Here is a 21825-nt window from a genome sequence, read left to right as displayed (position 1 = left end):
CCGTTTCGGTGTGGCGGGTCAGAGCGCGGCGAAGACGAACTTCTCGCCGGTGCTCAGGCCCAGGGTCTCGCTGTTCCAGTCGATGACGCGGCTGGCGATGAGCTGGCTGCCCCCGGTCGCGCCGGCGGTGACCGCCTTGCCGTTGGCGTTCGCCCGCAGGTAGACCGAGCCGTCGGTGTTGTAGTCGAGGAAGTCGAAGACCTCCCAGGCGTCGATCACGGTGGCCTTCGCGATCAGCGCCCGGTTGCCGCCGGCGTCCGCCGTGACGAACTGGTTGTTCGCCAGCGCGCGCAGGGCGAAGAACCCGTCGCCCACGCTGACGACCTCGTACCGCTCCCAGGCCCCGACGGTCGCGGCCCGGGCGATCAGGGGCCGGGTTCCGCCGCTCTCGGTGGTCACGTAGTTGCCGTTTGCCACCGCCTTGATGCCGACCACCGGGGGCGCCGCGTCGAAGTCGAACTTCTCCGCCGCGCCGATGGTGGTCTTGCTGGCGATCAGCGGGTTGGTGGTGTTCGAGGCGGTGACGTACTTGCCGTTTGTGACGGCCTTCAGACTGACCGAGCCGTCGGTGTTCGTGACGATCTGGAACTTCTCCCAGTCTCCGATCGCGGCGGACCGGGCGATCAGCGGACGGTTGCCGCCGCTCTCGGCGGTGACGAACAGGTTGTTCGTGACGGCACGCAGGCCGTAGTAGCCGTTGCCGGCGTCCACCACGTCGTACCGCTCCCAGGCGCCGACCTCGGTGCCGCGCGCGATCAGCGGCCGGTTGCCGCCGCTCTCCGCCGTCACGTACAGGCCGTTGCCGCGGGCCTTGAGGCCGTACGACTCGCGCGCCACCACCGCGTCGCCGACGTGCAGCAGCCGGTCGGGCGAGCCCATGATGTCGTGCACCGCGCCGCTGACGCTCGTGCCCACGACCGAGTCGCGCACCTGCTGCGGGGTCCAGCCCGGGTGTGCCTCCAGCACCAGCGCCGCGGCGCCCGCCACGTGCGGGGAGGCCATCGACGTGCCGTTCATCGTCTCCGTGCCGGTGGCGGTGCCGGCCTTGGCCGAGACGATGCCGGTGCCCGGCGCGAAGGTGTCCAGGCAGGTGCCGTAGTTGGAGAACCAGGCCCGGAAGTCGATCTGGTCGGTGGCGCCGACGGTGATGGCCGCCGGCACCCGCGCCGGTGACTCGCCGCAGGCGTCCTGCATGCTGTTGCCGGCCGCGACGGCGTAGGTGATGCCGGAGGCGATGGAGCGGGCGACCGCGTCGTTCACCGCCTGGTCGATGCCCCCGAAGCCGAGGCTCATGTTGGCCACCGACGGCCCGGTGGCGTGCGAGGTGACCCAGTCGATGCCGGCGAGCACCTGTTCGCTGCTGCCGCCGCCGTCGCAGTCGAGCACACGTACGGCGACGAGCGCGACGTCCTTGGCGACCCCGTACTTCGTGCCGCCGATCGTGCCGGCCACGTGCGTGCCGTGGCCGTCGCAGTCCTGCGCCACGTCGTCGGACTCCACCGCGTCGTAGCCGTTGCGGGCCCGGCCGCCGAAGTCCTCGTGGTCGATGTCGATGCCGGTGTCGATGACGTAGGCGGTCACTCCGGCGCCGGTCGCCGGGTAGGTGTACCGGCCGTCGGTCTTCGTCCGGGACTGGTCGATCCGGTCCAGCCCCCACGGCGGGGTGGTCTGGGTGCCGGTGGCCTGGTAGCGCTGGACCTGCTGCACGTAGGCGACGGCCGGGTCCGCGGCGAGGCGCTCCGCCTGCCGGCGGTCCATGCTGGCGGAGTAGCCGGACAGCGCCTTGCCGAACACCCGACGTACGGAGCCGCCGTGCTCGCCGGCGAGGGCCGACGCGGTGGACTTCACCTTGGCGGGACCGGCCTTGCCGTCCTTGAGGACGACGATGTAGCGGCCGGGTACCGCCGCGGCGGTGTCGGCGCCCCGGACCGGGGCACGCTTCGGGCCGGCCGGGTCGGCCGAGGCGGCGCCGCCGGTGGCGGCGCAGATGATGGAGGTCGCGGAGGTGAGGGCAAGCCCCACCAGCGCGGAGCGGCGCAGCGCGCCATGACGTGACACTGAATGCTCTCCCCGTGTCCAGCGGCCGTCCCTTCGGGACGGGCGGATGTGATCAGGACAGCCGTACCCGTCGATCCGGGTGGCTGATGATGACCATCATCATGCGCGAGACATCGACCGATACACGTCAACCTTTCGGTCGACACGCCGCCGTATCGTCGTGGAGCTTCCCCGCGCGGGGAGGTCAGCCGATGATGCCCTCGTCGCGGGCCCAGCGCAGCAGCGCCGCCTCGGCCTCGTCGCGGTCCAGCGGCCCGCGCTCCAGTCGCAGCTCCTTGAGGTGCTGCCAGGCACGGCCGACCACCGGTCCCGGCGGTACGCCGAGCAACTCCATGATCGCGTTGCCGTCCAGGTCGGGCCGCACCCGGGCCAGGTCCTCCTCGGCGGCGATCCGGGCGATCCGCTCCTCCAGCGCGTCGTAGTCGGCCGCGAGCTGCGCGGCCTTGCGCCGGTTGCGGGTGGTGCAGTCGGAACGGGTCAGCTTGTGCAGGCGGGACAGCAGGTCGCCGGCGTCGGTGACGTACCGGCGCACCGCCGAGTCGGTCCACTCGCCCCGGCCGTACCCGTAGAAGCGCAGGTGCAGGCCGACCAGCTTGACCACCTGGGAGGTGATCTCCTTGGAGTAGCGCATCGCCTTCATCCGGGCCTTGGTCAGCCGGGCCCCGACCACCTCGTGGTGGTGGAAGCTGACCCGGCCGTCCGCGCCGACCGCCTTGGTGGCCGGCTTGCCGATGTCGTGCATCAGCGCGGCCATCCGCAGCACGAAGTCGCAGCCGTCGGACTCCAGTGACATGGCGTTGCTGACCACTGTGAGCGTGTGCTCGTAGACGTCCTTGTGCTGGGCGTGCTCGTCGATGGTGAGCTTCAGGCCGGTCAGCTCGGGCAGGAAGCGCTCGGCCAGGCCGGTGTCGACGAGCAGCCGCAGCCCGGTGATCGGGTCGGCGCCGCAGAGCAGCTTGGTGAACTCGTCCCGGATCCGTTCCGCGGTGATCCGGTCCAGGTCGCCGGCCATCTCGGTCATCGCGGCGCGGACGTCCGGGTGGACGGCGAAGCGGAGCTGGGCGGCGAACCGGGCCGCGCGCAGCATCCGCAGGGGGTCGTCGCGGAACGACTCCTGCGGCGTGCCGGGGGTACGGATGATCTTGGCGGCCAGGTCGGCCAGCCCGCCGTACGGGTCGGTGAACCGGTGGTCGGGCAGGCTGACCGCCATCGCGTTGACGGTGAAGTCGCGGCGCTTCAGGTCTTCGACCAGGCTGGTGCCGTACTGCACCACCGGGTTACGGCTGACCTGGTCGTAGACCTCGGCCCGGAAGGTGGTGATCTCCAGGTTGAGGCCGTCGCGCTGGCAGGCGATGGTGCCGAACTCACGCCCGGTCTCCCAGATCGACTCCGCCCAGCCACGGATGACCTTGACCGTCTCGTCGGGGTGGGCGTCGGTGCAGAAGTCGAGGTCGTTGCCGAGCCGGCCGAGCAGCGCGTCGCGGACGGATCCGCCCACCAGGTGCAGTTCGTGACCGGCCTGGGCGAAGCGCCGGCCCAGCTCGTCGGCGACCGGTGAGACTCGGAGCAGTTCGGCGACGGCGTTGCGCTGCGCGGCGGTCAGCTCGCGGCGGTCGGCGGCGTGGGAGGCGGAGGCTTCGGACATGGGATCGCCAGCCTATCGGGCCGAGGGTGGATCGACCGCGCCGGGCGCGGGTAACGGGCGGAGGTTGACTAAGGTTCCGGTTGGGCGGGGCCGGCCGGACCCGGTTGCGACGTACCCCTTGGAGGCTGGCAGATGAGCGGCGGGCTCTACCGCAGCGCGAACGCGCACGGCGGCGGCCTGCCGCCGGACGACGGCGCCACCTTCATCTCCGCCGAGCCGCTGAACCAGCCGGGCGTCGAGGCCGTCGCGCCCCCGCAGGAGGTGGTGGCCGAGACCAGCGCCGCGGCGAACAGCGCGGTGATGGCCATCGGCAGCCTGGTCAGTCGGGGTACGGGCTTCATCCGCAACCTGATGATCGGCGCCGCGCTCGGCACCATGGTCGGTGACGCGTTCACCACCGCCCAGTTCCTGCCCAACCAGGTCTACGAGTTCCTGCTCGGCGGCGTGCTGACCAGCGTCCTGGTGCCGGTGCTGGTCCGCCGCCGCAAGATCGACGCGGACCGGGGCGAGGCGTACGCGCAGCGCCTGCTGACCCTCGCGGTGCTGGCCCTGGCCGCGACCGCGCTGATCGCCGTGGTGCTGGCCCCGGTGCTCACCGCCGTGTACGCGGCCGGCAGCGACGACCCGGCGTACACCACGCTGGTCACCCGGCTGTCGTACCTGATGCTGCCGATGCTGTTCTTCACCGGCATCAGCGCGCTGATCGCCGCGGTGCTGAACACCCGGGGGCACTTCGCCGCCCCGATGTGGGCGCCGATCCTCAACAACATCGTGTCCATCGGCACGTTCGGCCTGTACATCGTCGTCTACAGCGCGAAGGCGCTGCCGCCCGGCGAGGTGGGCTGGGACCGGATCCTGCTGGTCGGCGGCGGCACGCTGCTGGGCGTCGCGGTGCAGGCGATCGGCCTGCTGCCCGCGCTGCGCAAGGTCGGCTTCCGGTGGAAGGCACGGTTCGACTTCCGCGAGCTGGGGCTGCGCGAGCTGGCCCGGCTCGGCGCCTGGATGTTCTGCTACGTCGCGGTCAACCAGCTCGGCCTCTTCGTGGTGGTCAACCTGCTCAACCGGGCCACCGGCGGGGACGGCCAGAACGCCGGCCTGCTGATCTACAACAACGTCTTCCTGCTGCTGATGATGGCGCACGGCATCATCGCCGTCTCGATCATCACCGCGCTGATGCCGCGGATGAGCGCGGCCGCCGCCGAGAACCGGTTCCACGACGTCACCGCCGACCTGTCCCGGGGCACCCGGATGGTCACCGCGGTGCTCGCGCCCATCGCGGTCTGCTACGCGGTGCTGGCCGCCCCGATCTCGGTGGTGGTGTTCCGGTACGGCGCGTTCACCGGCGACAACGCGGTGGCCACGTCGACGGTGCTGCTGGTGGCGGCGCTCGGCCTGGTGCCGTTCGCGGTCAGCCAGCTCTTCACCTTCGCGTTCTACGCGCTGCCGGACACCCGTACCCCGGCTCTGGTCAACATTCCGGTGGTGGCGCTGCGCGTCCTGCTCCAGGTCGGTCTGTTCCTGATCTTCTCGAACACGTTCGCGGCGGCCGGGATGATGCTCGGCAACGCCGTGTCGTACCTGGCGGCGGCGATCATCTCGGCGATGCTGCTGCGGCCCCGGGTGGGCCGGATCGGGCGCGGCGGGATCATGCGCACGCTCGGCCGGGTGGTCGTGGCGGCCCTCGGCGCGGCGGTCGTCGGCCTGCTCGTGGTCGCGGTGCTGCCGGGCGACCCGGCGAGCCTGAGCTGGCTCGCCGCGGCGGTCCAGTTGGTGATCGGCGGCGCGGCGATCGGCGCCACCTACCTCGGGCTCGCCATGGTGCTGCGGATCGGCGAGATCACCGAGGTGGTCGGGATGGTCCGGCGGCGCCTTGGGCGTTGACCCCCTCGGTGACCGACGGTGAACGAGGATCACCAGGCTGGGGATACGGCTGTGGATAACTTGGAATTCCCCCGTCCACTGGGCCTCTCGGCCTGTGGACAACCAACCGTACGGACGAGGGAGCGCAGGCCGGGAAGGGGAAAACCTCCCCGTCGCCGCACCGGTACGCCCCTGTGCCACCTCGTTGCCGTCAACCTCTAGATTGGCGGTGCGTGTCCGGCTCGCCCGCCGGGTGGGCGGGCGACCCGGCCGGGAGCCCGTGGCGACTGGCCTTCCGGCCGGTCACAGCGGGAAGATGACATGTCGGAGAACCGGGCATCCCGGGTAAGGTCGCTCTCGACGGGTACGACCGGGATCGACGCGGGCGTCGAGACCGCGGCCGTTCCACCGAAGGCAGAGCGGGAAGCCACATGCCCAGCAGCACGGGTCCATCGATCGACGCGATCACCGAGGGAGGACGGGTGACCCAGGTCGGCGAGGGTCAGGAAGCGGAGGAGACCTCTCCTGCGGTCGTGACCTTCGGTGCTCCCACGGTCGGTGAGCTGCTCGCCGAGCGGTACGAACTGGTCGAGCACATCAACAACGACAGCGCGGGCCGGTTGGTCTGGCGCGGTGTCGACGTGGTGCTCCGCCGTCCCGTCGCGGTGGTCCTCCGCTACCCGGGTGGCGACTCCGCCACCGAGATGCTTCAGGCCGCGGTCGCCGCGAGCCGCGTCATCCACCCCAACCTGGTCGGCGTCTACGACGCGATCGACGAGGACGACCGCGCCTACGTGGTCCGCGAGTGGGTGGACGGGCAGTCGCTGCGCGAGATGGTCGCCGCCGACGGGCCGCTCGACCCGGCTCGGGCCACGGCGATCGGCAACGCCGTCGCGAGCGCCCTCGCCGCCGTACACGCCACCGGCATGGTGCACGGCAACCTGCACCCCGGCACGGTGATGATCAGCGACGACGGCCGGGTGGTGCTCGCCGACGCGCGGACCGACGGGGCGGACAGCCAGCAGAACGACCTGCGCGCGGTCGGTGGGGTGCTCTACTTCGCCCTGACCGGGCACTGGCCGCACGGCGAGGCCCCGCTGCACGGCGCCACCGCCGGGCACGGCCGCGGTGAGCAGCCCGACGCGGTCCGCGACGCCACCGGCGCCATCGCCGCGCCCCGGCAGGTGCGTGCCGGCGTGCCGGCGTACCTCGACGACCTGACCATGGACCTGCTCGACCGGGAGATCGACCCGCCGGCGTCGGACGTGCTGGCCGCCGAGCTGAGCCGGCTCGACATCCCGGCCGACGAGCAGTTCCTGGAGCAGGCCGGGCCGCTGCGTTTCACCGCCGAGCCCGGCGAGGAGCCCTCGCCGCTGGCCGCGGCCGGCGGGCGCAAGGTCGCCATCGGCATCGCCGGCATGCTGGCTGTCGCCCTGGTCGGGCTGCTCATCGGCATCAACGCGCTCGGCGGTGGCGACGACGGCGACAAGGAGCCGGTCGCCCAGCCGTCGAACAGCGCGCCGGCCAGCGCCGGCGGTGGCGACGAGCCCGCAGCGCAGGTCCGCAAGCTCACCATCCAGGACGTACGGATCATCGACCCGGACGGCGATCGCGCGGAGGTGCGCAACGCCGAGAAGGTCATCGACGGCGACGACGACGAGGGCTGGGAGACCAACACCTACCGGACGAACGCCAAGTTCGGCGGCCTCAAGAAGGGCATGGGCGTCTGGATCGACCTGGGTGCCCCGCACTCGGTCAAGCAGCTGGAGGCGACGCTGTCGGCCACCGGCGCCACCGTCGAGCTGCGTACCGGTGCCCGCGGCGACTTCCCGTCCACCTCCGCCGGCGACAAGCAGCTGGTGAACGCCTACTCCACGGTGGTCGGGCCGGCGAACGAGAACGGCGGCACGAAGATGATCTTCGACGCCTTCCAGCCGGACCAGAAGTACCAGTACCTCCTCTTCTGGATCACCAAGCTGCCGGTGAAGGACAACGGCAGCACCTGGAAGCTCGGCGTCCAGGAGATCACGGTCCAGGGCTCGTGACCCGTCGGCCGCGCCCGCCGCGCCACCTCCGCCGGACGTGGTGATGGCGGAACGCGACGACCCGCAGCCCGGCCGCTCCGACCTGGACCTGCTCCGGGCCCACGTGGCGGGCGACCGGGACGCCTTCACCGAACTGTTCCAGCGGCACCGCGACCGGCTCTGGGCGGTCGCCCTGCGTACGATCGGCGACCGCGAGGAGGCGGCCGACGCCCTCCAGGACGCCATGCTCTCCGCCCACCGCGCCGCCGCCCGGTTCCGGGGCGACTCGGCGGTCACCACCTGGATGCACCGGATCGTGGTGAACGCCTGCCTGGACCGGATCCGGCGGCGGCAGACCCACGCCACCGTCCCGCTGCCGGACGGGACGCACACCGACGGCGAACCGGGCCGGCACACCGGCGGGCGGGAACCGGCCGCACCGGCACACGATCACGACACCGCGCTCGTGGTCCGGCAGGCTCTCGCGGCGCTACCGGCCGAACAGCGGGCCGCGCTGGTCCTGGTGGACGTGCAGGGCTATCCGGTCGCCGAGGTGGCCCTGATGCTCGGCGTCGCCGAGGGGACCGTGAAGAGCCGGTGCGCCCGGGGCCGGGCGAGGCTCGCCGTCCTGCTCGGGCACCTGCGGACCGGTTCCGACTCCCCTGCGGCCGACGTGCCGCGGGTCACCTCCGGGAACCGGCGGGGCCCCGAGGGCGTCGGATCCTCGTCGGGAGCGTCCCGTCAGGCCGTCAGCCAGGAGGAGCCGTGACTTCCCGGGAGTTCAGCGAGGTCGACCACGACCTGCTCGCCGACTACCTCGGCGGGGCGCTGGACGGCACCCCCGAGCAGGCGACAGTGGCCCGGCTGGTCGAGCAGGACCCGGCATGGCGGGTCGCGTACGAGACGCTCGCCGAGGCGGTCGACCTGGTGCACGCCGACCTGGCCGGCTGGGCGGCGGCGCCCACGCCGGAGATGCCCGTGGCGGTGACCGACCGGATCACGGCGGCGCTCGCCGGGGCCGGACCGGGCGCGCTGCGCGACGGTACGCCCGTCGTACCGGCTCAGGCCGGCGGCGCGGCCCGCCCGCCCGGCGCCGCGTCGCGTCCCGAACGGCACAGCGGCCCCGGTCGTCGTCCCCGGCGCTGGGCCCGGATCGCCGGGCCGGTGGCCCTGGCCGCGGCCTCGGTCGCGGCGGTGGGGCTCGGCGTCGGCCGGCTGGCCGACCCGGGCGACGGCGGTACGGCCGACCGGGCGGCCGGGGAGGCGGCGCTGATGGCCGCCGCGCCGTACCGGACCACCGGACCGGCGCTGCGCAGCGGCACCGACTGGACCCCGGAACGCCTCGCCGCCGCCCGCGTGCCCACCGGGGCGAAGTCGACGCCGCAGGACATGGCCGCTCCGTCCGGCGCAGCGCGGGAGAACGGCCCGGAGACGCCGCTGTACAGCGACAAGTACCGCGCCGGGGGGTTCGCCGGGCTGGACCGGCTGACCCGGCCGGAGACGCTCGGCGCGTGCCTCACCGCGATCGGCGCGGAGCACGGCGCCACCCCGCTCACCATCGACATGATCGACTACGCCCGGTACCAGGGCGCTCCGGCGCTCGTGGTGACGTTCGCCGACGCGACCGGCGCCCGCTGGGGCTGGGCGAGCGGGCCGGAGTGCGGCGTGCCCGGGTCCGGCGCGGACACGCGCTTCCGTACGCGGGTAGGGTGAAAACGCGGTCATCACGCGTGTCCCGCCACGTGACCTGACCCACCGGATGACCGGCTCGGGAATCCCCGCTTCGTACGATGACGTTCTGCAAGTCAGGCGCCGGCGCCGCTGAGCCGTCGGCACTCGGGATCGACATCGGTGCGGCCGGTGACGAACACACACATCGGGAGACGGCAGTGGACGAGGTCCGCAACCTGATCATCATCGGCTCCGGTCCGGCCGGCTACACGGCTGCGGTCTACGCCGCACGCGCCAACCTGAAGCCGCTGGTGATCGAGGGCGTGCAGTCGGGTGGCGCGCTGATGACCACCACCGAGGTGGAGAACTTCCCCGGCTTCGCCGACGGCATCCTCGGGCCCGAGCTGATGGACAACATGCGCAAGCAGGCCGAGCGTTTCGGCGCCGAGTTCCTCACCGACGACGTGACCCGGGTCGAGCTGAAGGACACCGGCGAGATCGGCTCCGACGCGGTCAGCACCGTGTGGGTGGGCGAGACCGCGTACCGCGCCCGCGCCGTCATCCTCTCCACCGGCTCCGCCTGGCGGCCGCTCGGTGTGCCGGGCGAGCAGGAATACCTCGGCCACGGGGTGTCGTCCTGCGCCACCTGTGACGGCTTCTTCTTCCGCAACCAGCACATCGTGGTGGTCGGCGGCGGCGACTCGGCGATGGAGGAGGCCAGCTTCCTCACCCGGTTCGCCGAGTCGGTGACGATCCTCCACCGCCGCGACTCGTTCCGCGCCAGCAAGATCATGGCGGACCGGGCGCTGAGCAACGAGAAGATCAAGGTCGAGTGGAACACCGTGGTCGAGGAGATCCTCGGCGACGACGGCAAGGTCAACGGCGTACGGGTGCGCAACGTGCACACCGGCGAGAGCAAGGTGCTCGACGTCACGGGCGTGTTCGTGGCGATCGGGCACGACCCGCGCAGTGAGCTGTTCCGCGGCCAGGTGGAGCTCGACGACGAGGGGTACGTGAAGGTCGAAGCGCCGAGCACCCGTACCAGCGTGCCGGGCGTGTTCGCGGCCGGTGACGTGGTCGACCACACCTACCGGCAGGCCATCACGGCGGCCGGCACCGGCTGTGCCGCCGCGCTGGACGCCGAGCGCTTCATCGCCACCATCCAGGGCTGAGAGTTCGACGAGCAAGGTTCGGAGGAGGAGAGTTCATAGTGGGAGCAACCAAGGCGGTCACTGACGCGAGTTTCGTCAGCGACGTGCTGCAGTCCGACAAGCCGGTCCTGGTGGACTTCTGGGCGGAGTGGTGCGGCCCGTGCCGCAAGGTCTCGCCGCTGCTGGAGGAGATCGCCGGCGAGATGAAGGACCAGGTCACCATCGTCAAGCTCAACATCGACGAGAACCCGGAGACGGCGCGCGCCTACCGGGTCATGTCGGTGCCGACGCTGACGATCTTCAAGAACGGCCAGCCCGTGCAGTCGATCGCCGGCGCCAAGCCGAAGGGCGAGTTGCTCAAGCTCATCGAGTCGGCGCTCTGAGCCGTACCGGCAGCGCCGGAACCCCCGTCACCCCGCCCGGGTGACGGGGGTTCCGGCTTTCCTGACCTGCATGAACACGAACCCGCCGGGTACCGGTCACGGTACGCTCCGTAAGCATCTCGTCGGAGTTCCGGTCCTGCCAACGTCCGTGCATAGGGGGTCGTCGTGCATCCGATCCGACCCGGTGACCAGGGACCGGCGGTGGCCGAGATCCGTACCGTCCTCGTCGGCCTGGAGCTTCTTCCCGCCGAGGGCGGAGGCGACGACTACGACGCCGAGACCGAACGCGCGGTCCGGGCGTTCCAGCAGTCCCGCGGCCTCAGCGTCGACGGGCGCGTCGGCGCCGAGACCTGGCGGGCGCTGGACGCGGCCCGCTGGCGGTTCGGCGCCCGCGCGCTCTTCCACGCCGTGCCCGAGCCGATCACCGGCGAGGACGTCCGCTCGCTCCAGGAACGTCTCCTGGAGATGGGGTACGACGTGGGGCGCGCCGACGCCATCTACGGCATCCGCACCTCCCGCGCGGTGGCCCAGTTCCAGCGGGAGATGGGGCTGAAACCGGACGGGTCGTGCGGGCCGCACACCGTCAACGCGCTGCGCCGCCTCGGCCGCAAGGTGGTCGGCGGACGCCCGCAGTGGCTGCGCGAGTCCGACGCCATCCGGCAGGCCGGGCCGGAGCTGGTCGGGCGGACCGTGGTGATCGACCCGGGGCACGGAGGCACCGACCCGGGCGTGGTGGTGCCCGACGGCCCGCTGCACTGGACCGAGGCGGACCTCGTGCACGACCTCGCCAGCCGGCTGGAGGGGCGGCTCGCCGCGGCCGGCGTACGGGTGCAGCTGACCCGGGGCCCCGCGCCCGCGAGTTGCCTGCCCGACGCGGACCGGGCCCAGCTCGCCAACTCCCTCGGCGCCGACGTGTTCATCTCGCTGCACACCGACCACCACGCCAACCCGGCCGCCGAGGGGGTCGCCACCTACCACTACGGCACCGACAACGGCGTCACGTCGGCGACCGGCGAACGTCTGGCCGGGCTGGTGCAGCGGGAGATCGTGGCCCGCACCGGGCTGCGTGACTGCCGTACCCACGCCAAGGCGTGGGAGCTGCTCCGGCTCACCCGGATGCCCGCGGTACGCGTCGAGGTCGGCTACCTGACCTCGCCGGACGACCGGGCCCGGCTGGTCGACCCCCGGTTCCGGGACCGGGTGGCCGAGGCCATCGTCGCCGCGGTGCAGCGGATGTACCTGCCGATCGAACGCGACGTGCCGACCGGCTCGATCGACGTGACCGAACTGCGGGCGGCACTCGCCGCCCTCACCGTCGTCGACTGATCCCCGCTCAGCTGGTCGAGCGGGTGGCCGGCGCCGGGCGGACCGGCCGCAGCAGCGTCTCCGGGCTCATCGAGCCGAGCAGCTTCTCCAGCGCGTACTCGACGTCCGACTTCCAGCTCAGCGCCGTCCGCAACTCCAACCGCAGGCGCGGGTAGCGCGGGTGCGGCCGGACCGTCTTGAAGCCCACCGAGAGGAAGAAGTCGGCGGGCGCCACGCAGGCGCGGGCCGGGTCGTCCGCGTCGTCGCCGAACTTGGCGTCCCCGAACGCCTCGATCGCCTTGATGCCGCGCTTGGTCAGGTCGCGGGCCACGCCCTGGACCAGCATCCGGCCCAGGCCGCCGTCGGCGAAGGCGGGCACCACGTGCGCCGTCATCAGCAGCGCCGCGTCCGCCGAGACCGGCGAGGTGGGAAACGCCATCGAGCGCGGGACGTACGCCGGCGGCGCGTACATGACGAAGCCGGCCGGCATCCCGTCGACGTAGACGAGCTTGCCGCAGGAACCCCACTCCAGCAGCGTCTGGGAGACCCACGCCTCCTTCTCCAGGCCCGGGTCACCTGCTGCGCAGGCCCGCTCCGCGGAGACCGGATCCAGCTCCCAGTAGACGCAGCGCCGGCACGATCGAGGCAGGTCCTCCAGCGTGTCCAGGGTCAGGCTGACCAGACGTCGCGACATGAGCGCACCCCACCAATAGGCTCGGAGCGCCGGTTCCTCCCGCGCCCTCCTGCTCCCGACGAGCGATCGTACGCCCCTGTCCGGCGGTACGGGAGGGAACGCGTGAACCCCCGCCCGGACGGCCGAGTGGCGGGTCCGGGATGTGGACGTGTCCACACGGCCGGTGCCGCTACCGTCACCGGGGACTACGATCGACCAACCGGCCCTCGCCGCCAATGGATGTCGGCATCGCGGGTACCACACCGGGCGGCAGCCCCGCCGACACCCGATCGAGGTGATGTCATGACCGGCACGACGCTCGACGACTACACCGACAGGTACGCCCGGCGCGTCCGCGGGATGACCGCCTCGGAGATCCGGGCGCTCTTCGCGGTGGCCAACCGGCCGGAGGTCGTCTCGCTCGCCGGTGGGGCACCCTACATCGCGGCGCTGCCGCTCGACGCGGTCGGCGAGATGCTCGGCCGGCTCGGCTCCGAGCACGGCGCCACCACCCTCCAGTACGGCGTCGGCCAGGGCGCCCCGGAGCTGCGCGAGCGGATCTGCGAGGTGATGTCCCTCTCCGGGATCGACGCCTCGTGCGGCGCCTCCCCGGAGGACGTGGTCGTCACCGTCGGCGGCCAGCAGGCCCTCGACCTGGTGGCCCGGCTCTTCCTGGACCCGGGTGACGTGGTGCTCGCCGAGGGGCCGACGTACGTCGGCGCGCTCGGGGTGTTCCAGGCCGCCCAGGCCCAGGTGGCCCACGTGCCGATGGACGACGAAGGGCTCATCCCGGAGGCGCTGGAGGTGGCCATCGCCGACCTGGCCCGGGCCGGCCGCCGGGTGAAGTTCCTCTACACCATCCCCACCTACCAGAACCCCGCCGGCGTGACGCTGAGCGAGGAGCGGCGCGAACGGGTGCTCGACATCTGTGAGCGCGCCGGGCTGCTCGTGGTGGAGGACGACCCGTACGGTCAGCTCGGCTTCGAGGGCGAGGCGCCCCGGCCGCTGCGGGCCCGGCGGCGCGAGGGGGTCTTCTACCTGAGCACGTTCTCCAAGACGTTCGCGCCGGGCCTGCGGGTGGGCTGGATCCTGGCCCCGCACGCGGTCCGCGACAAGCTGGTCATCGCCAGTGAGGCGCAGATCCTCTGCCCGAGCGCCTACGCCCAGTCGGCCGTCTCGACGTACCTCGGCACCATGCCCTGGCGGCAGCAGCTCAAGGTCTACCGCGAGATCTACCGCGAGCGCCGGGACGCGCTGCTCGACGCGATGGCCGACCTGATGCCGGAGGGCACCACCTGGACCAGGCCGCAGGGCGGCCTGTTCGTCTGGGCGACGCTGCCCGACGGGCTCGACTCCAAGGCGATGATGCCGCGGGCAGTGGCCGCCCGCGTCGCGTACGTGCCGGGGACCGGCTTCTACGCCGACGGCACCGGCGCCGGGAACATGCGGCTGAACTTCTCCTTCCCGACGCCGGAGCGGATCCGCGAGGGTGTCCGCCGGCTGGCCGGGGTGATGGAGCAGGAGATCGCGATGCGGAAGGTCTTCGGCGCGGTCGGCGGTGCCGGACCCCGCCGACGCCAGGGCGGCTCGGACGCGCCCGGTCCCGACTTGGCATGATGCCCGCATGTCCGACAGCCCTGCCGCACCGCCTCCCGTGACCGGATCCGCCGTCGACGAGCTGCACGTGCTCGTACTCGCCGGTGGCCTCTCCTACGAGCGGGACGTCTCGCTGCGGTCGGGCCGCCGGGTGCTCGACGCGCTGCGCGCGGTCGGCGTGCAGGCGGAGCTGCGCGACGCCGACGTGGCGTTGCTGCCCGCGCTGACCGCCGACGCGCCGGACGCGGTGGTGATCGCCCTGCACGGCGCCACCGGCGAGGACGGCTCGCTGCGCGGCGTGCTCGACCTCTGGGACGTGCCCTACGTCGGCTGCGACGCCCGGTCCTCCCGGCTCGCCTGGGACAAGCCGTCGGCGAAGGCGGTGCTGCGCGAGGCGGGCATCCCGACGCCCGACTGGGTGGCGTTGCCGCACGACCGTTTCTCCGAGCTGGGCGCGGTCGCCGTCCTGGACCGGATCGTCGACCGGCTCGGGCTGCCGCTGATGGTCAAACCGGCGCAGGGCGGCTCCGGACTGGGCGCCGCCGTGGTCCGGGAGGCGGCGTCGCTGCCGGCCGCCATGGTGGGTTGTTTCGCGTACGACCAGACCGCACTCGTGGAGCGCTACGTGCCCGGAATGGACGTGGCGGTCTCCGTGCTCGACCTCGGCAAGGGCCCGCAGGCCCTGCCCCCGGTCGAGATCGTGCCGCGCAACGGCGTCTACGACTACGCGGCCCGCTACACCGCCGGCCGTACCACCTGGCACGCGCCCGCCCGGCTCGACGCCGCGACGACAGCCCGGGTGACCGAGGTGGCGCTCGCCGCGCACACCGCGCTCGGCCTGCGCGACGTGTCCCGGGTCGACCTGATCGTCGACGCCGGCGGTGACCCGCACGTGCTGGAGGTGAACGTCTCCCCGGGCATGACCGAGACGTCGCTGCTGCCGCTGGCGATCCAGGCGGCCGGGCTGGACTTCGGCCGGGTGCTCGGCACGCTCGTGACCCGGGCCGCCGCCCGCCGCTGAGGTCAGCCCTCCCGGGTACGCCCCGCCCGCGGCTGGTCGTCCTCGACCACGTCCTCGGCCTCGCCCGCAGTCGGGGCGCCCCCGGTCTCCTGCTCCTCGGCCGCCTCGGATCCGTCCTCCGGCTCCGGGTCGTCGACCGACGGGCCCGCGGAGGGGTCTGAGACGCCCCCTGCCGCCTCGGACTCCGGGATCTCGTCCGCAGCCTCGATCACTGATGCGGGCTCGTCCTCGGGCTCCTCAGCGGCGTCCGCAGCCGAGGCCGGGGCAAAGCTCGACGGGGCCTGCCACTGGATGCGCGGCGGCTCGGCGAGCGGCCGGCCACCGAACTCGGCGAGCCACGCGGCCACCAGGGCCAGATTCTCCCGCCACTTGTCCTCGGAGATGGGGGGCAGGATCGAGTCCCACAGCGACAGGAACGTGCCGCGCAGTTGCAGCCGCCCGTACGGCCGGGCCAGGAACCACAGGTGCAGGTGCGCGGAACCGTCGCCCCAACGATTCACGTGGACCCGGGCCACGCCGTCGAGCGACCGGACGGCCCGCTCCAGGCGCACGGTCATCACGCCCAGCTCGGCGGCGAGCAGATTCGGCAGGTCGCCCAGATCCAGGTGGGACCGGGACTCCAGGATCAGGACCATCGGCAGACCGGTGGGCCGATCCATGGCACGGACCCGCCACCGCTCACCGACCCAGATGTACGCCTCGTCGGGCGCATTGCAGGCGGTGCACTCCCGGTCCGCCTCGCCGCGGCGGGGAGGTTCGAACGGTACGGGCTCGTCGAGCTGCTTGACGCGGAGATCGCCCTCGAAGGGAAAGGACGGCCACTGGGTGAAGTCTGGAACTGAGGGAGGGGTGTCCGGCACGACGCTGACCCTAACCGAGTTGGCGACGCCTGTCCCTACCCGTTCCACTGGCCGCGCACAGGTTGTCCACCACGTTGTCCACAGGGTGCCGAGATCACCAGTACGGTGCGTCATCCACTGCTCAGCAAGGGTTTCCGCGCTTCGTTTCACGTGAAACGGGACGAGCCTGTGGACAACTGCTGTGGATAACTGGAGGGCGTGTGGATCCGTTCTTCCAACGATCGGGCGCGCGATCCGTACCGGGTTCGGGAAGGGCTTCTTGCGGTCGGTTTCACGTGAAACGACGGCGGTCGGATCGTCCGTGGTTCCTCGCCGGTCCTCGGTACGCCGGAGGCTGGGTCCTACGTCAGCCCGGCGGGGGGGCCGGGGTTCTCGATGGCCGGCTGATCCACGGTGGCTCTCGACCGGTCCGCCCGCCGAGTCGACCAACCGGTCTGCAACATGAAGGCACAGCCCGGCCGGACACCCCGTCGAGTGCCAAGCAGCCGGGACGGCGGCGTCCGCCAGGCCGGCACACGAAGCGGCATCCGAGCCACCTCGGCTCAGCGGCGCACCGCGGCTCACCCCGAGCCACCGGGGCCAGCCGGGTCACCGGGGCTCCTGCCGTTCCCGGCCGCCCCGCCGCTTTGGCTGCCCCGGCCGGACGGCCCGCTCCGGTCGCTCCGGTCGCTCCGGTCGCTCCGGTCGCTCCGGTCGCTCCGGTCGCTCCGGTCGCTCCGGCGAGCATTCTCGCGCCCGCTTCGAACCTGCGAGGGATCAGCGGCTAGCGACAACTCATCCGGCTCCTGTGCGGGTGGTCTGGAGGCGTTGCTGACAGGGTGGTCATCGGCCGGGGCGACGGGGACATCTTGGGAAACGCGCGCCCCCAGACGGAACCACTTCGGTCCGAGCTCGCCAACGCCAGCCGCCCCGGGGTGCGGTGGAACACCATGGGTGTCTCCGAGGCGTTTTGACACCCATGGTGTTCCACTCGGTCCAGCTGCCGCTCTGGCGGGATGGCAGCGCGCGGGGCGGTGAGTGTCGGGGCGGTGAGTGCGCAGCGGCGGCGGCTGCACCGACGGCCACCGGCGCGGGGCATCGGCGAGACGGCCGCATCGGCGACGCGATGTCAGCATCGACGCGATGGACGCGCGTCATCGTTTGGCCGGGTGGCCAGTAGCGGCCGGCATGGAACTGGGCCGCCCGAAGGGCGGGCCACGGTAGCCAAAGGCGACGAGCCCAGGTCTGCAACCCACGTGGTTGCCCTTTGCCCACGCCCGAGCGGAGGTTCACGTTCGGCAGCGGCCGCCGCTTCGTGGGCAGTTCGATGTACAGCTTCGACCAGTAGCGTCGCGCGCCGCATCGGCGGGGCGGCGGGAGTGCTCGGCGGCCTCACGCGGGCCTACCCGTTTCACGTGAAACGCCGCCGCCTACCGACCGGGCTGCACCCCGTCCTTGCCCTCGTTCTGAGGCGAGTCTGCGAGTTCGGCACCCCAGCCCGGAAGCAGAAGCGAACCAGCCGCCCAAGTTGCGCCAGTCGCCTTAGCCACCCGGCCTATCCCGCCGCCGCGCGCGACCGCGTCGCCTCGGCACATCGCCACCGCGCTACCACCGCTACCCCCGCCACCCGCATTACGGCGCCACCGCGCCACCGCGCCACGACGTCACCGCGTCACCCGCGCCCCCTCGCCACGCGCCACCGCGCCACCGCGCCACCGCGCACCGGGCACCGGGCACCGGGCACCGGGCACCGGGCACCGGGCACCGGCATTCTCGTTTCACGTGAAACCAGCGGGAAGGACGCCGATCCGGCCACGCCCTCGCGCGGGCAGCAGCAGACGGTTCGCAACCGAAACCGCGTCCTGGAGAAAGAGAACCGGCCGCACCCCCTCGCGGGCGGTGCGGCCGGCCGGACAACCTCTGACGGCTACGCCTCGGGCTGCTCCTCACCGTCCATGCCGATGATCCCGACGATCCGCTCCAGGTCGTCAACGGTGGCGAACTCGATCGTGATCTTGCCCTTGCTCCGGCCGATGTCGACCTTCACCCGGGTGTCGAACCGGTCGGAGAGCCGGTCCGCGAGATCGGTGAGCGCCGGGGCGTGCGGCTTCGGCCGGCGCTTCGCGGCAGCCGTCTTCGCCGGCTCCTCGGCGAGCGCCAGGTGCACCAGTTCCTCGGCACCGCGTACGGAGATGCCCTCGGCGACGATTCGCTTGGCGAGCTGCTCCTGCGCCTCGGCGTCGTCGAGGCTGAGCAGTGCCCGGGCGTGACCGGCGGAGAGCACTCCGGCGGCGACCCGGCGCTGCACAGCGGCCGGCAGGTTCATCAGCCGGATGGTGTTGGAGATCTGCGGGCGGCTGCGGCCGATCCGCCGGGCGAGCTCCTCGTGGGTGGCGCCGAACTCCTCCAGCAGCTGCTGGTAGGCCGCCGCCTCTTCCAGCGGGTTCAGGTTGGCGCGGTGGATGTTCTCCAGCAACGCGTCCCGGAGCATCGCGTCGTCCTTGGTGTCCCGGACGATCGCGGGGATGGTCTCCCGGCCGACCGCCTGGGCGGCGCGCCAGCGCCGCTCACCCATGACGAGTTCGTACTTCTCGGTGTCGAGCTGGCGGACCACGATCGGCTGGAGGAAGCCGACCTCCTGGATCGAGGTCTTCAGCTCCTCCAGCGCCTCCTCGTCGAAGACGTGCCGGGGCTGCTTCGGGTTCGGCACGATGGCGTCGACCGGGATCTCGGCGAAGCGTGCGCCGGGCACCGGGCTCAGGTGCGACTCGGGCTCGACGGCCGGCGACGGGGTGCTCCCGACACCGCCGGTGATGGCGGCGGTCGCGCCTGCGACCGGAGCCGAGGGCGACGCGGCAACTGCCGACGACTCCGGTTCGGTGGCCGCCGGTTCGGCGCCCGGTACCGGTCCGGTGGGGATGAGGGCGCCGAGCCCTCGGCCCAGTCCGCCGCGGGGACGGTTCTTCATGCGACGCCTCCCAGCGACATCTCCGCACTACGCATTCCGGCTCACCGGCTCCTTGACGCCTCGTTCCGCGATCTCCTGGGCGGCCTCGAAGTAACTCGTGGCTCCCCGCGAACCGGGATCGTAGGTCATCACCGACTGGCCGTAGCTCGGTGCCTCGGAGACACGCACGTTGCGCGGGATGACGGCCTGGAGCACCTTGTCGCCGAAGTGGTTCCGGACGTCCTGCTCCACCGCGTCCGCGAGCCGGGTGCGCCTGTCGTACATGGTGAGCAGGATGGTGGAGACCTCGAGCTTCGGGTTGAGGTGCTGACGCACCAGGTTGATGTTGTTGATCAACTGGTTGAGCCCTTCCAGCGCGTAGTACTCGCACTGGATCGGGATCAGCACCTCCTGCGCGGCGACGAGCGCGTTGACGGTCAGCAGGCCGAGCGACGGCGGGCAGTCTATGAAGACGTAGTCGAAGTGCCCCGGGTACGCGGCGATCGCCCGCGCCAGGCGCGACTCCCGGGCCACCACGGAGACCAGTTCGATCTCGGCGCCGGCCAGGTCGATCGTGGCCGGTACGCACCACAGGTTGGGGATGCCCTCGACGGCCTGGGCCACCTCTTCGAGCGGCACACTGTCGATCAGGCAGTCGTAGACGTCGGGCACGCCGGTGTGGTGCGGGACGTTCAGACCGGTGGAGGCGTTGCCCTGGGGATCAAGGTCGACCACGAGCACCCGGTTGCCGTGCAGCGCGAGCGCCACGGCCAGGTTCACGGTGGTGGTCGTCTTACCCACGCCGCCCTTCTGGTTGGCGACGCACATCACCCGGGTCCGGTCCGGGCGGGGCATGGTGACCTCGCCACTGGGATTCAGGATCTGCACGGCGCGCATCGCCTCCATAGCCAACGGTGGATCATCCTCTTCGCGCGTCGGGGTTTCACGTGAAACGTACGTGCTGGCGTCTACCTCGTCGCCGTACCCGCTCGCCTGTGGCGTGTCGGACGGCGTCACGGTGACCTCGGGAGCGGCCTGGTGCGGCACGGCCGAGACGGGCGGCTGGGGTTCGAAGCGAGCGGGCACCGCGACGTTCGCCCGCACCGCGGGTGGCCGAGCCGTCGGCGCGTTCGCCGGGCCGTCTGCCGGGTCGAGCGGGTCGCGGGCCGGCGGGACGTTCGCCGGCGCCGACGAGACGGGCCGTACGGAACCGGCGGGCGGCGTGTCCCGCCGCTGCGGCGGCGGCTCGGCCGGCGGGTAAGAGGCGGACGGATCGCGGGGCTCGTTCACCGTCCACTCCCGGTAGTTGGTTTCACGTGAAACGGGGCCGGGGGATTTCCCTCCGGGCCCGGTCAACCGTGGATCGTCGTACCTGCCGTCGTCATGCACCTGTCATCCCTACCCGCTCCGGATGGTCGGTCCGCACCCGTCGAATCGAATACCGGGCCCTCGCCCGGCGTGGTCGGCTCGGCGGGAACCGTCGGGTTCGGGTGCCGCCCGGCACCGCCGTTCCACACTATCGACGCGCGGTCAGCCTACGGCCGACGGGCGCGGTGGGTCCATGTCGGGTTGTGATCGATCGCGTCACGCCCACCCGGTCCAACGACCGGGTGGGCGTCCGGACAGCCGTTTCGGTCAGCGGTCGCCACGACGGCGGCCGCCACGCGACCGCTTCGGCTTCTTGGCCCGGCGCGGGTTCACCACGCGCTCACGGACCACCTCGATCACGGTCGCCGGGGACTCGACCACCCCGTCGCCGCAACGGTGCAGCTCCGGCGTGCCGCCGCCGAGGCGTACCACCGCTTCGGTGTGCTCGGCGATCTCCTCGGCCGCCGAGGCGCCCTTGAGTGCCACCAGGCGGCCACCGGAGACCAGCAGCGGCAGGCACCAGCCGGCGAGCCGGTCCAGCGGCGCCACCGCGCGGGCGGTCACGATGTCGGCGGAGAGCGGCTCCCGGTCTCGCGACCCGGCCGCCGCCTCTTCGGCCCGTCCGCGGAAGACGCGGACGTCGCGGGTCAGGCCGAGGCGTTGCACCGCCTCGATCAGGAAGGAGGTACGCCGCGCGAGCGGCTCCACGAGCGTCACTGTGAGATCGGGACGCGCGATCGCCAGCACCAGGCCGGGTAGTCCGGCGCCGGAGCCGACGTCGATCACGCTCGCCCCCTCCGGGATCCGCTCGGCCACCACCGCGCAGTTGAGCAGGTGCCGGTCCCAGAGCCGCGGCGTCTCGCGGGGGCCGATCAGACCGCGCACGACGCCGTCGGTGGCAAGCAGTTCCGCGTACGCGGCGGCGAGGTCGAGCCGGTCGCCGAAGAGCGCGCGGGCCGCCTCCGCCAGTTCCGGCGGCAGCGTCGCGGACGCCGGGTCGGGGACGGCCGTCGACTCCGCACCGTCCACAGGGGATGGCGTGTCCTCCGCCGGCTCCGCGAACACCGGGTCGGCCGCCGCACCCGCGGCCACCGGTGCCACGTCCGCCGCCGGCTCACCGGAGAACGCGGGCATCACGTCCACCGCCGGGTCGGCGGGCTCGACCCCGGTCACCACCGCCGGCTCGGCCGAGAAGGCGGGCTCGCCGGGGTCGGTCGCGGCCCTTTCCGGGTACGCCGGGTCGGCCGGCCCGTCGTCGTCGGAGAAGACCGGGTCGACTGTGGG

Annotated in this window: 16 protein-coding genes; 9 read left to right on the top strand and 7 right to left on the bottom strand. The window is 72.4% G+C overall.

Annotated elements, in window-relative coordinates; translation table 11 throughout:
• Positions 1-18 precede the first annotated feature (18 nt).
• A complete protein-coding gene (locus BAW75_RS01495; protein WP_043327694.1) occupies positions 19-2058 on the bottom strand; it encodes a S8 family serine peptidase in 2040 nt (679 codons plus the stop codon).
• A 184-nt stretch (positions 2059-2242) separates the two neighbouring features.
• Positions 2243-3703 carry a CCA tRNA nucleotidyltransferase gene (locus BAW75_RS01490; RefSeq protein ID WP_104112380.1) on the bottom strand — a complete coding sequence of 487 codons (1461 nt, stop codon included), beginning with the start codon at positions 3701-3703 and terminating at the stop codon, positions 2243-2245.
• A gap of 132 nt (positions 3704-3835) precedes the next feature.
• On the opposite strand from BAW75_RS01490, the gene murJ reads away from it, so the two are divergent.
• The 7 genes from murJ (at position 3836) to BAW75_RS01455 (ending at position 12118) form a co-directional block, all read left to right on the top strand.
• Positions 3836-5584 carry a murein biosynthesis integral membrane protein MurJ gene (gene murJ / locus BAW75_RS01485; RefSeq protein ID WP_104112379.1) on the top strand — a complete coding sequence of 583 codons (1749 nt, stop codon included), beginning with the start codon at positions 3836-3838 and terminating at the stop codon, positions 5582-5584.
• A gap of 410 nt (positions 5585-5994) precedes the next feature.
• Positions 5995-7608: a protein kinase family protein gene (locus BAW75_RS01480; protein ID WP_167435512.1), complete on the top strand. Its 1614-nt coding sequence runs from the start codon at positions 5995-5997 to the stop codon at positions 7606-7608.
• 43 nt (positions 7609-7651) lie between these two features.
• Positions 7652-8356: an RNA polymerase sigma factor SigM gene (sigM, locus tag BAW75_RS01475; RefSeq protein ID WP_064448055.1), complete on the top strand. Its 705-nt coding sequence runs from the start codon at positions 7652-7654 to the stop codon at positions 8354-8356.
• Positions 8353-9300 (top strand): hypothetical protein, encoded by a 948-nt coding sequence (locus tag BAW75_RS01470; RefSeq protein WP_104112378.1) that lies wholly within the window; start codon positions 8353-8355, stop codon positions 9298-9300. The genes sigM and BAW75_RS01470 overlap by 4 nt, the downstream gene beginning before the upstream one ends.
• A 176-nt stretch (positions 9301-9476) precedes the next feature.
• A complete protein-coding gene (trxB, locus tag BAW75_RS01465; RefSeq protein WP_064448138.1) occupies positions 9477-10430 on the top strand; it encodes a thioredoxin-disulfide reductase in 954 nt (317 codons plus the stop codon).
• 38 nt (positions 10431-10468) lie between these two features.
• A complete protein-coding gene (trxA, locus tag BAW75_RS01460; protein ID WP_030499495.1) occupies positions 10469-10792 on the top strand; it encodes a thioredoxin in 324 nt (107 codons plus the stop codon).
• A 165-nt stretch (positions 10793-10957) separates the two neighbouring features.
• Complete coding sequence (locus BAW75_RS01455) at positions 10958-12118, top strand: N-acetylmuramoyl-L-alanine amidase (protein ID WP_104112377.1); 1161 nt, start codon at positions 10958-10960, stop codon at positions 12116-12118.
• A 7-nt stretch (positions 12119-12125) separates the two neighbouring features.
• On the opposite strand, the gene BAW75_RS01450 is transcribed toward BAW75_RS01455, so the two are convergent.
• Complete coding sequence (locus tag BAW75_RS01450; protein ID WP_043327687.1) at positions 12126-12791, bottom strand: hypothetical protein; 666 nt, start codon at positions 12789-12791, stop codon at positions 12126-12128.
• A 282-nt stretch (positions 12792-13073) separates the two neighbouring features.
• On the opposite strand from BAW75_RS01450, the gene BAW75_RS01445 reads away from it, so the two are divergent.
• Positions 13074-14387 (top strand): aminotransferase-like domain-containing protein, encoded by a 1314-nt coding sequence (locus BAW75_RS01445; protein WP_064448053.1) that lies wholly within the window; start codon positions 13074-13076, stop codon positions 14385-14387.
• Between the two features lie 7 nt (positions 14388-14394).
• A complete protein-coding gene (locus BAW75_RS01440) occupies positions 14395-15387 on the top strand; it encodes a D-alanine--D-alanine ligase family protein (RefSeq protein ID WP_104112376.1) in 993 nt (330 codons plus the stop codon).
• 2 nt (positions 15388-15389) lie between these two features.
• Here the strand turns inward: BAW75_RS01440 and BAW75_RS01435 are convergent, their stop codons facing one another.
• The 4 genes from BAW75_RS01435 to rsmG all read right to left on the bottom strand — a co-directional run bounded on the left by BAW75_RS01435 (position 15390) and on the right by rsmG (position 21675).
• Positions 15390-16247 (bottom strand): hypothetical protein, encoded by an 858-nt coding sequence (locus BAW75_RS01435; RefSeq protein WP_244205986.1) that lies wholly within the window; start codon positions 16245-16247, stop codon positions 15390-15392.
• Between the two features lie 1906 nt (positions 16248-18153).
• A complete protein-coding gene (locus BAW75_RS01425) occupies positions 18154-19194 on the bottom strand; it encodes a ParB/RepB/Spo0J family partition protein (protein WP_064448052.1) in 1041 nt (346 codons plus the stop codon).
• A gap of 27 nt (positions 19195-19221) precedes the next feature.
• Positions 19222-20562, bottom strand: a complete 1341-nt coding sequence (locus BAW75_RS32200; RefSeq protein WP_104112374.1) for a ParA family protein — start codon at positions 20560-20562, stop codon at positions 19222-19224.
• Between the two features lie 246 nt (positions 20563-20808).
• Positions 20809-21675: a 16S rRNA (guanine(527)-N(7))-methyltransferase RsmG gene (gene rsmG / locus BAW75_RS01415; protein ID WP_208635163.1), complete on the bottom strand. Its 867-nt coding sequence runs from the start codon at positions 21673-21675 to the stop codon at positions 20809-20811.
• Between the last annotated feature and the right edge of the window lie 150 nt (positions 21676-21825).

Origin of the sequence: Micromonospora chalcea (assembly GCF_002926165.1) — a bacterium.
Taxonomy (GTDB): Bacteria; Actinomycetota; Actinomycetes; order Mycobacteriales; family Micromonosporaceae; genus Micromonospora; species Micromonospora chalcea.
The sequence above is the reverse complement of the archived record's forward strand: the minus strand, read 5'-3'. Positions and strand labels throughout refer to the sequence as shown.

Coding starts and splice junctions, on each gene's coding strand:
- BAW75_RS01445 (WP_064448053.1), top strand. CDS start 13,074: ATGACCGGCACGACGCTCGACGACTACACCGACAGGTACGCCCGGCGC.
- rsmG (WP_208635163.1), bottom strand. CDS start 21,675: ATGCCCGCGTTCTCCGGTGAGCCGGCGGCGGACGTGGCACCGGTGGCC.
- murJ (WP_104112379.1), top strand. CDS start 3,836: ATGAGCGGCGGGCTCTACCGCAGCGCGAACGCGCACGGCGGCGGCCTG.
- BAW75_RS01425 (WP_064448052.1), bottom strand. CDS start 19,194: ATGAAGAACCGTCCCCGCGGCGGACTGGGCCGAGGGCTCGGCGCCCTC.
- BAW75_RS01490 (WP_104112380.1), bottom strand. CDS start 3,703: ATGTCCGAAGCCTCCGCCTCCCACGCCGCCGACCGCCGCGAGCTGACC.
- sigM (WP_064448055.1), top strand. CDS start 7,652: ATGGCGGAACGCGACGACCCGCAGCCCGGCCGCTCCGACCTGGACCTG.
- BAW75_RS01440 (WP_104112376.1), top strand. CDS start 14,395: ATGTCCGACAGCCCTGCCGCACCGCCTCCCGTGACCGGATCCGCCGTC.
- BAW75_RS01480 (WP_167435512.1), top strand. CDS start 5,995: ATGCCCAGCAGCACGGGTCCATCGATCGACGCGATCACCGAGGGAGGA.
- BAW75_RS01450 (WP_043327687.1), bottom strand. CDS start 12,791: ATGTCGCGACGTCTGGTCAGCCTGACCCTGGACACGCTGGAGGACCTG.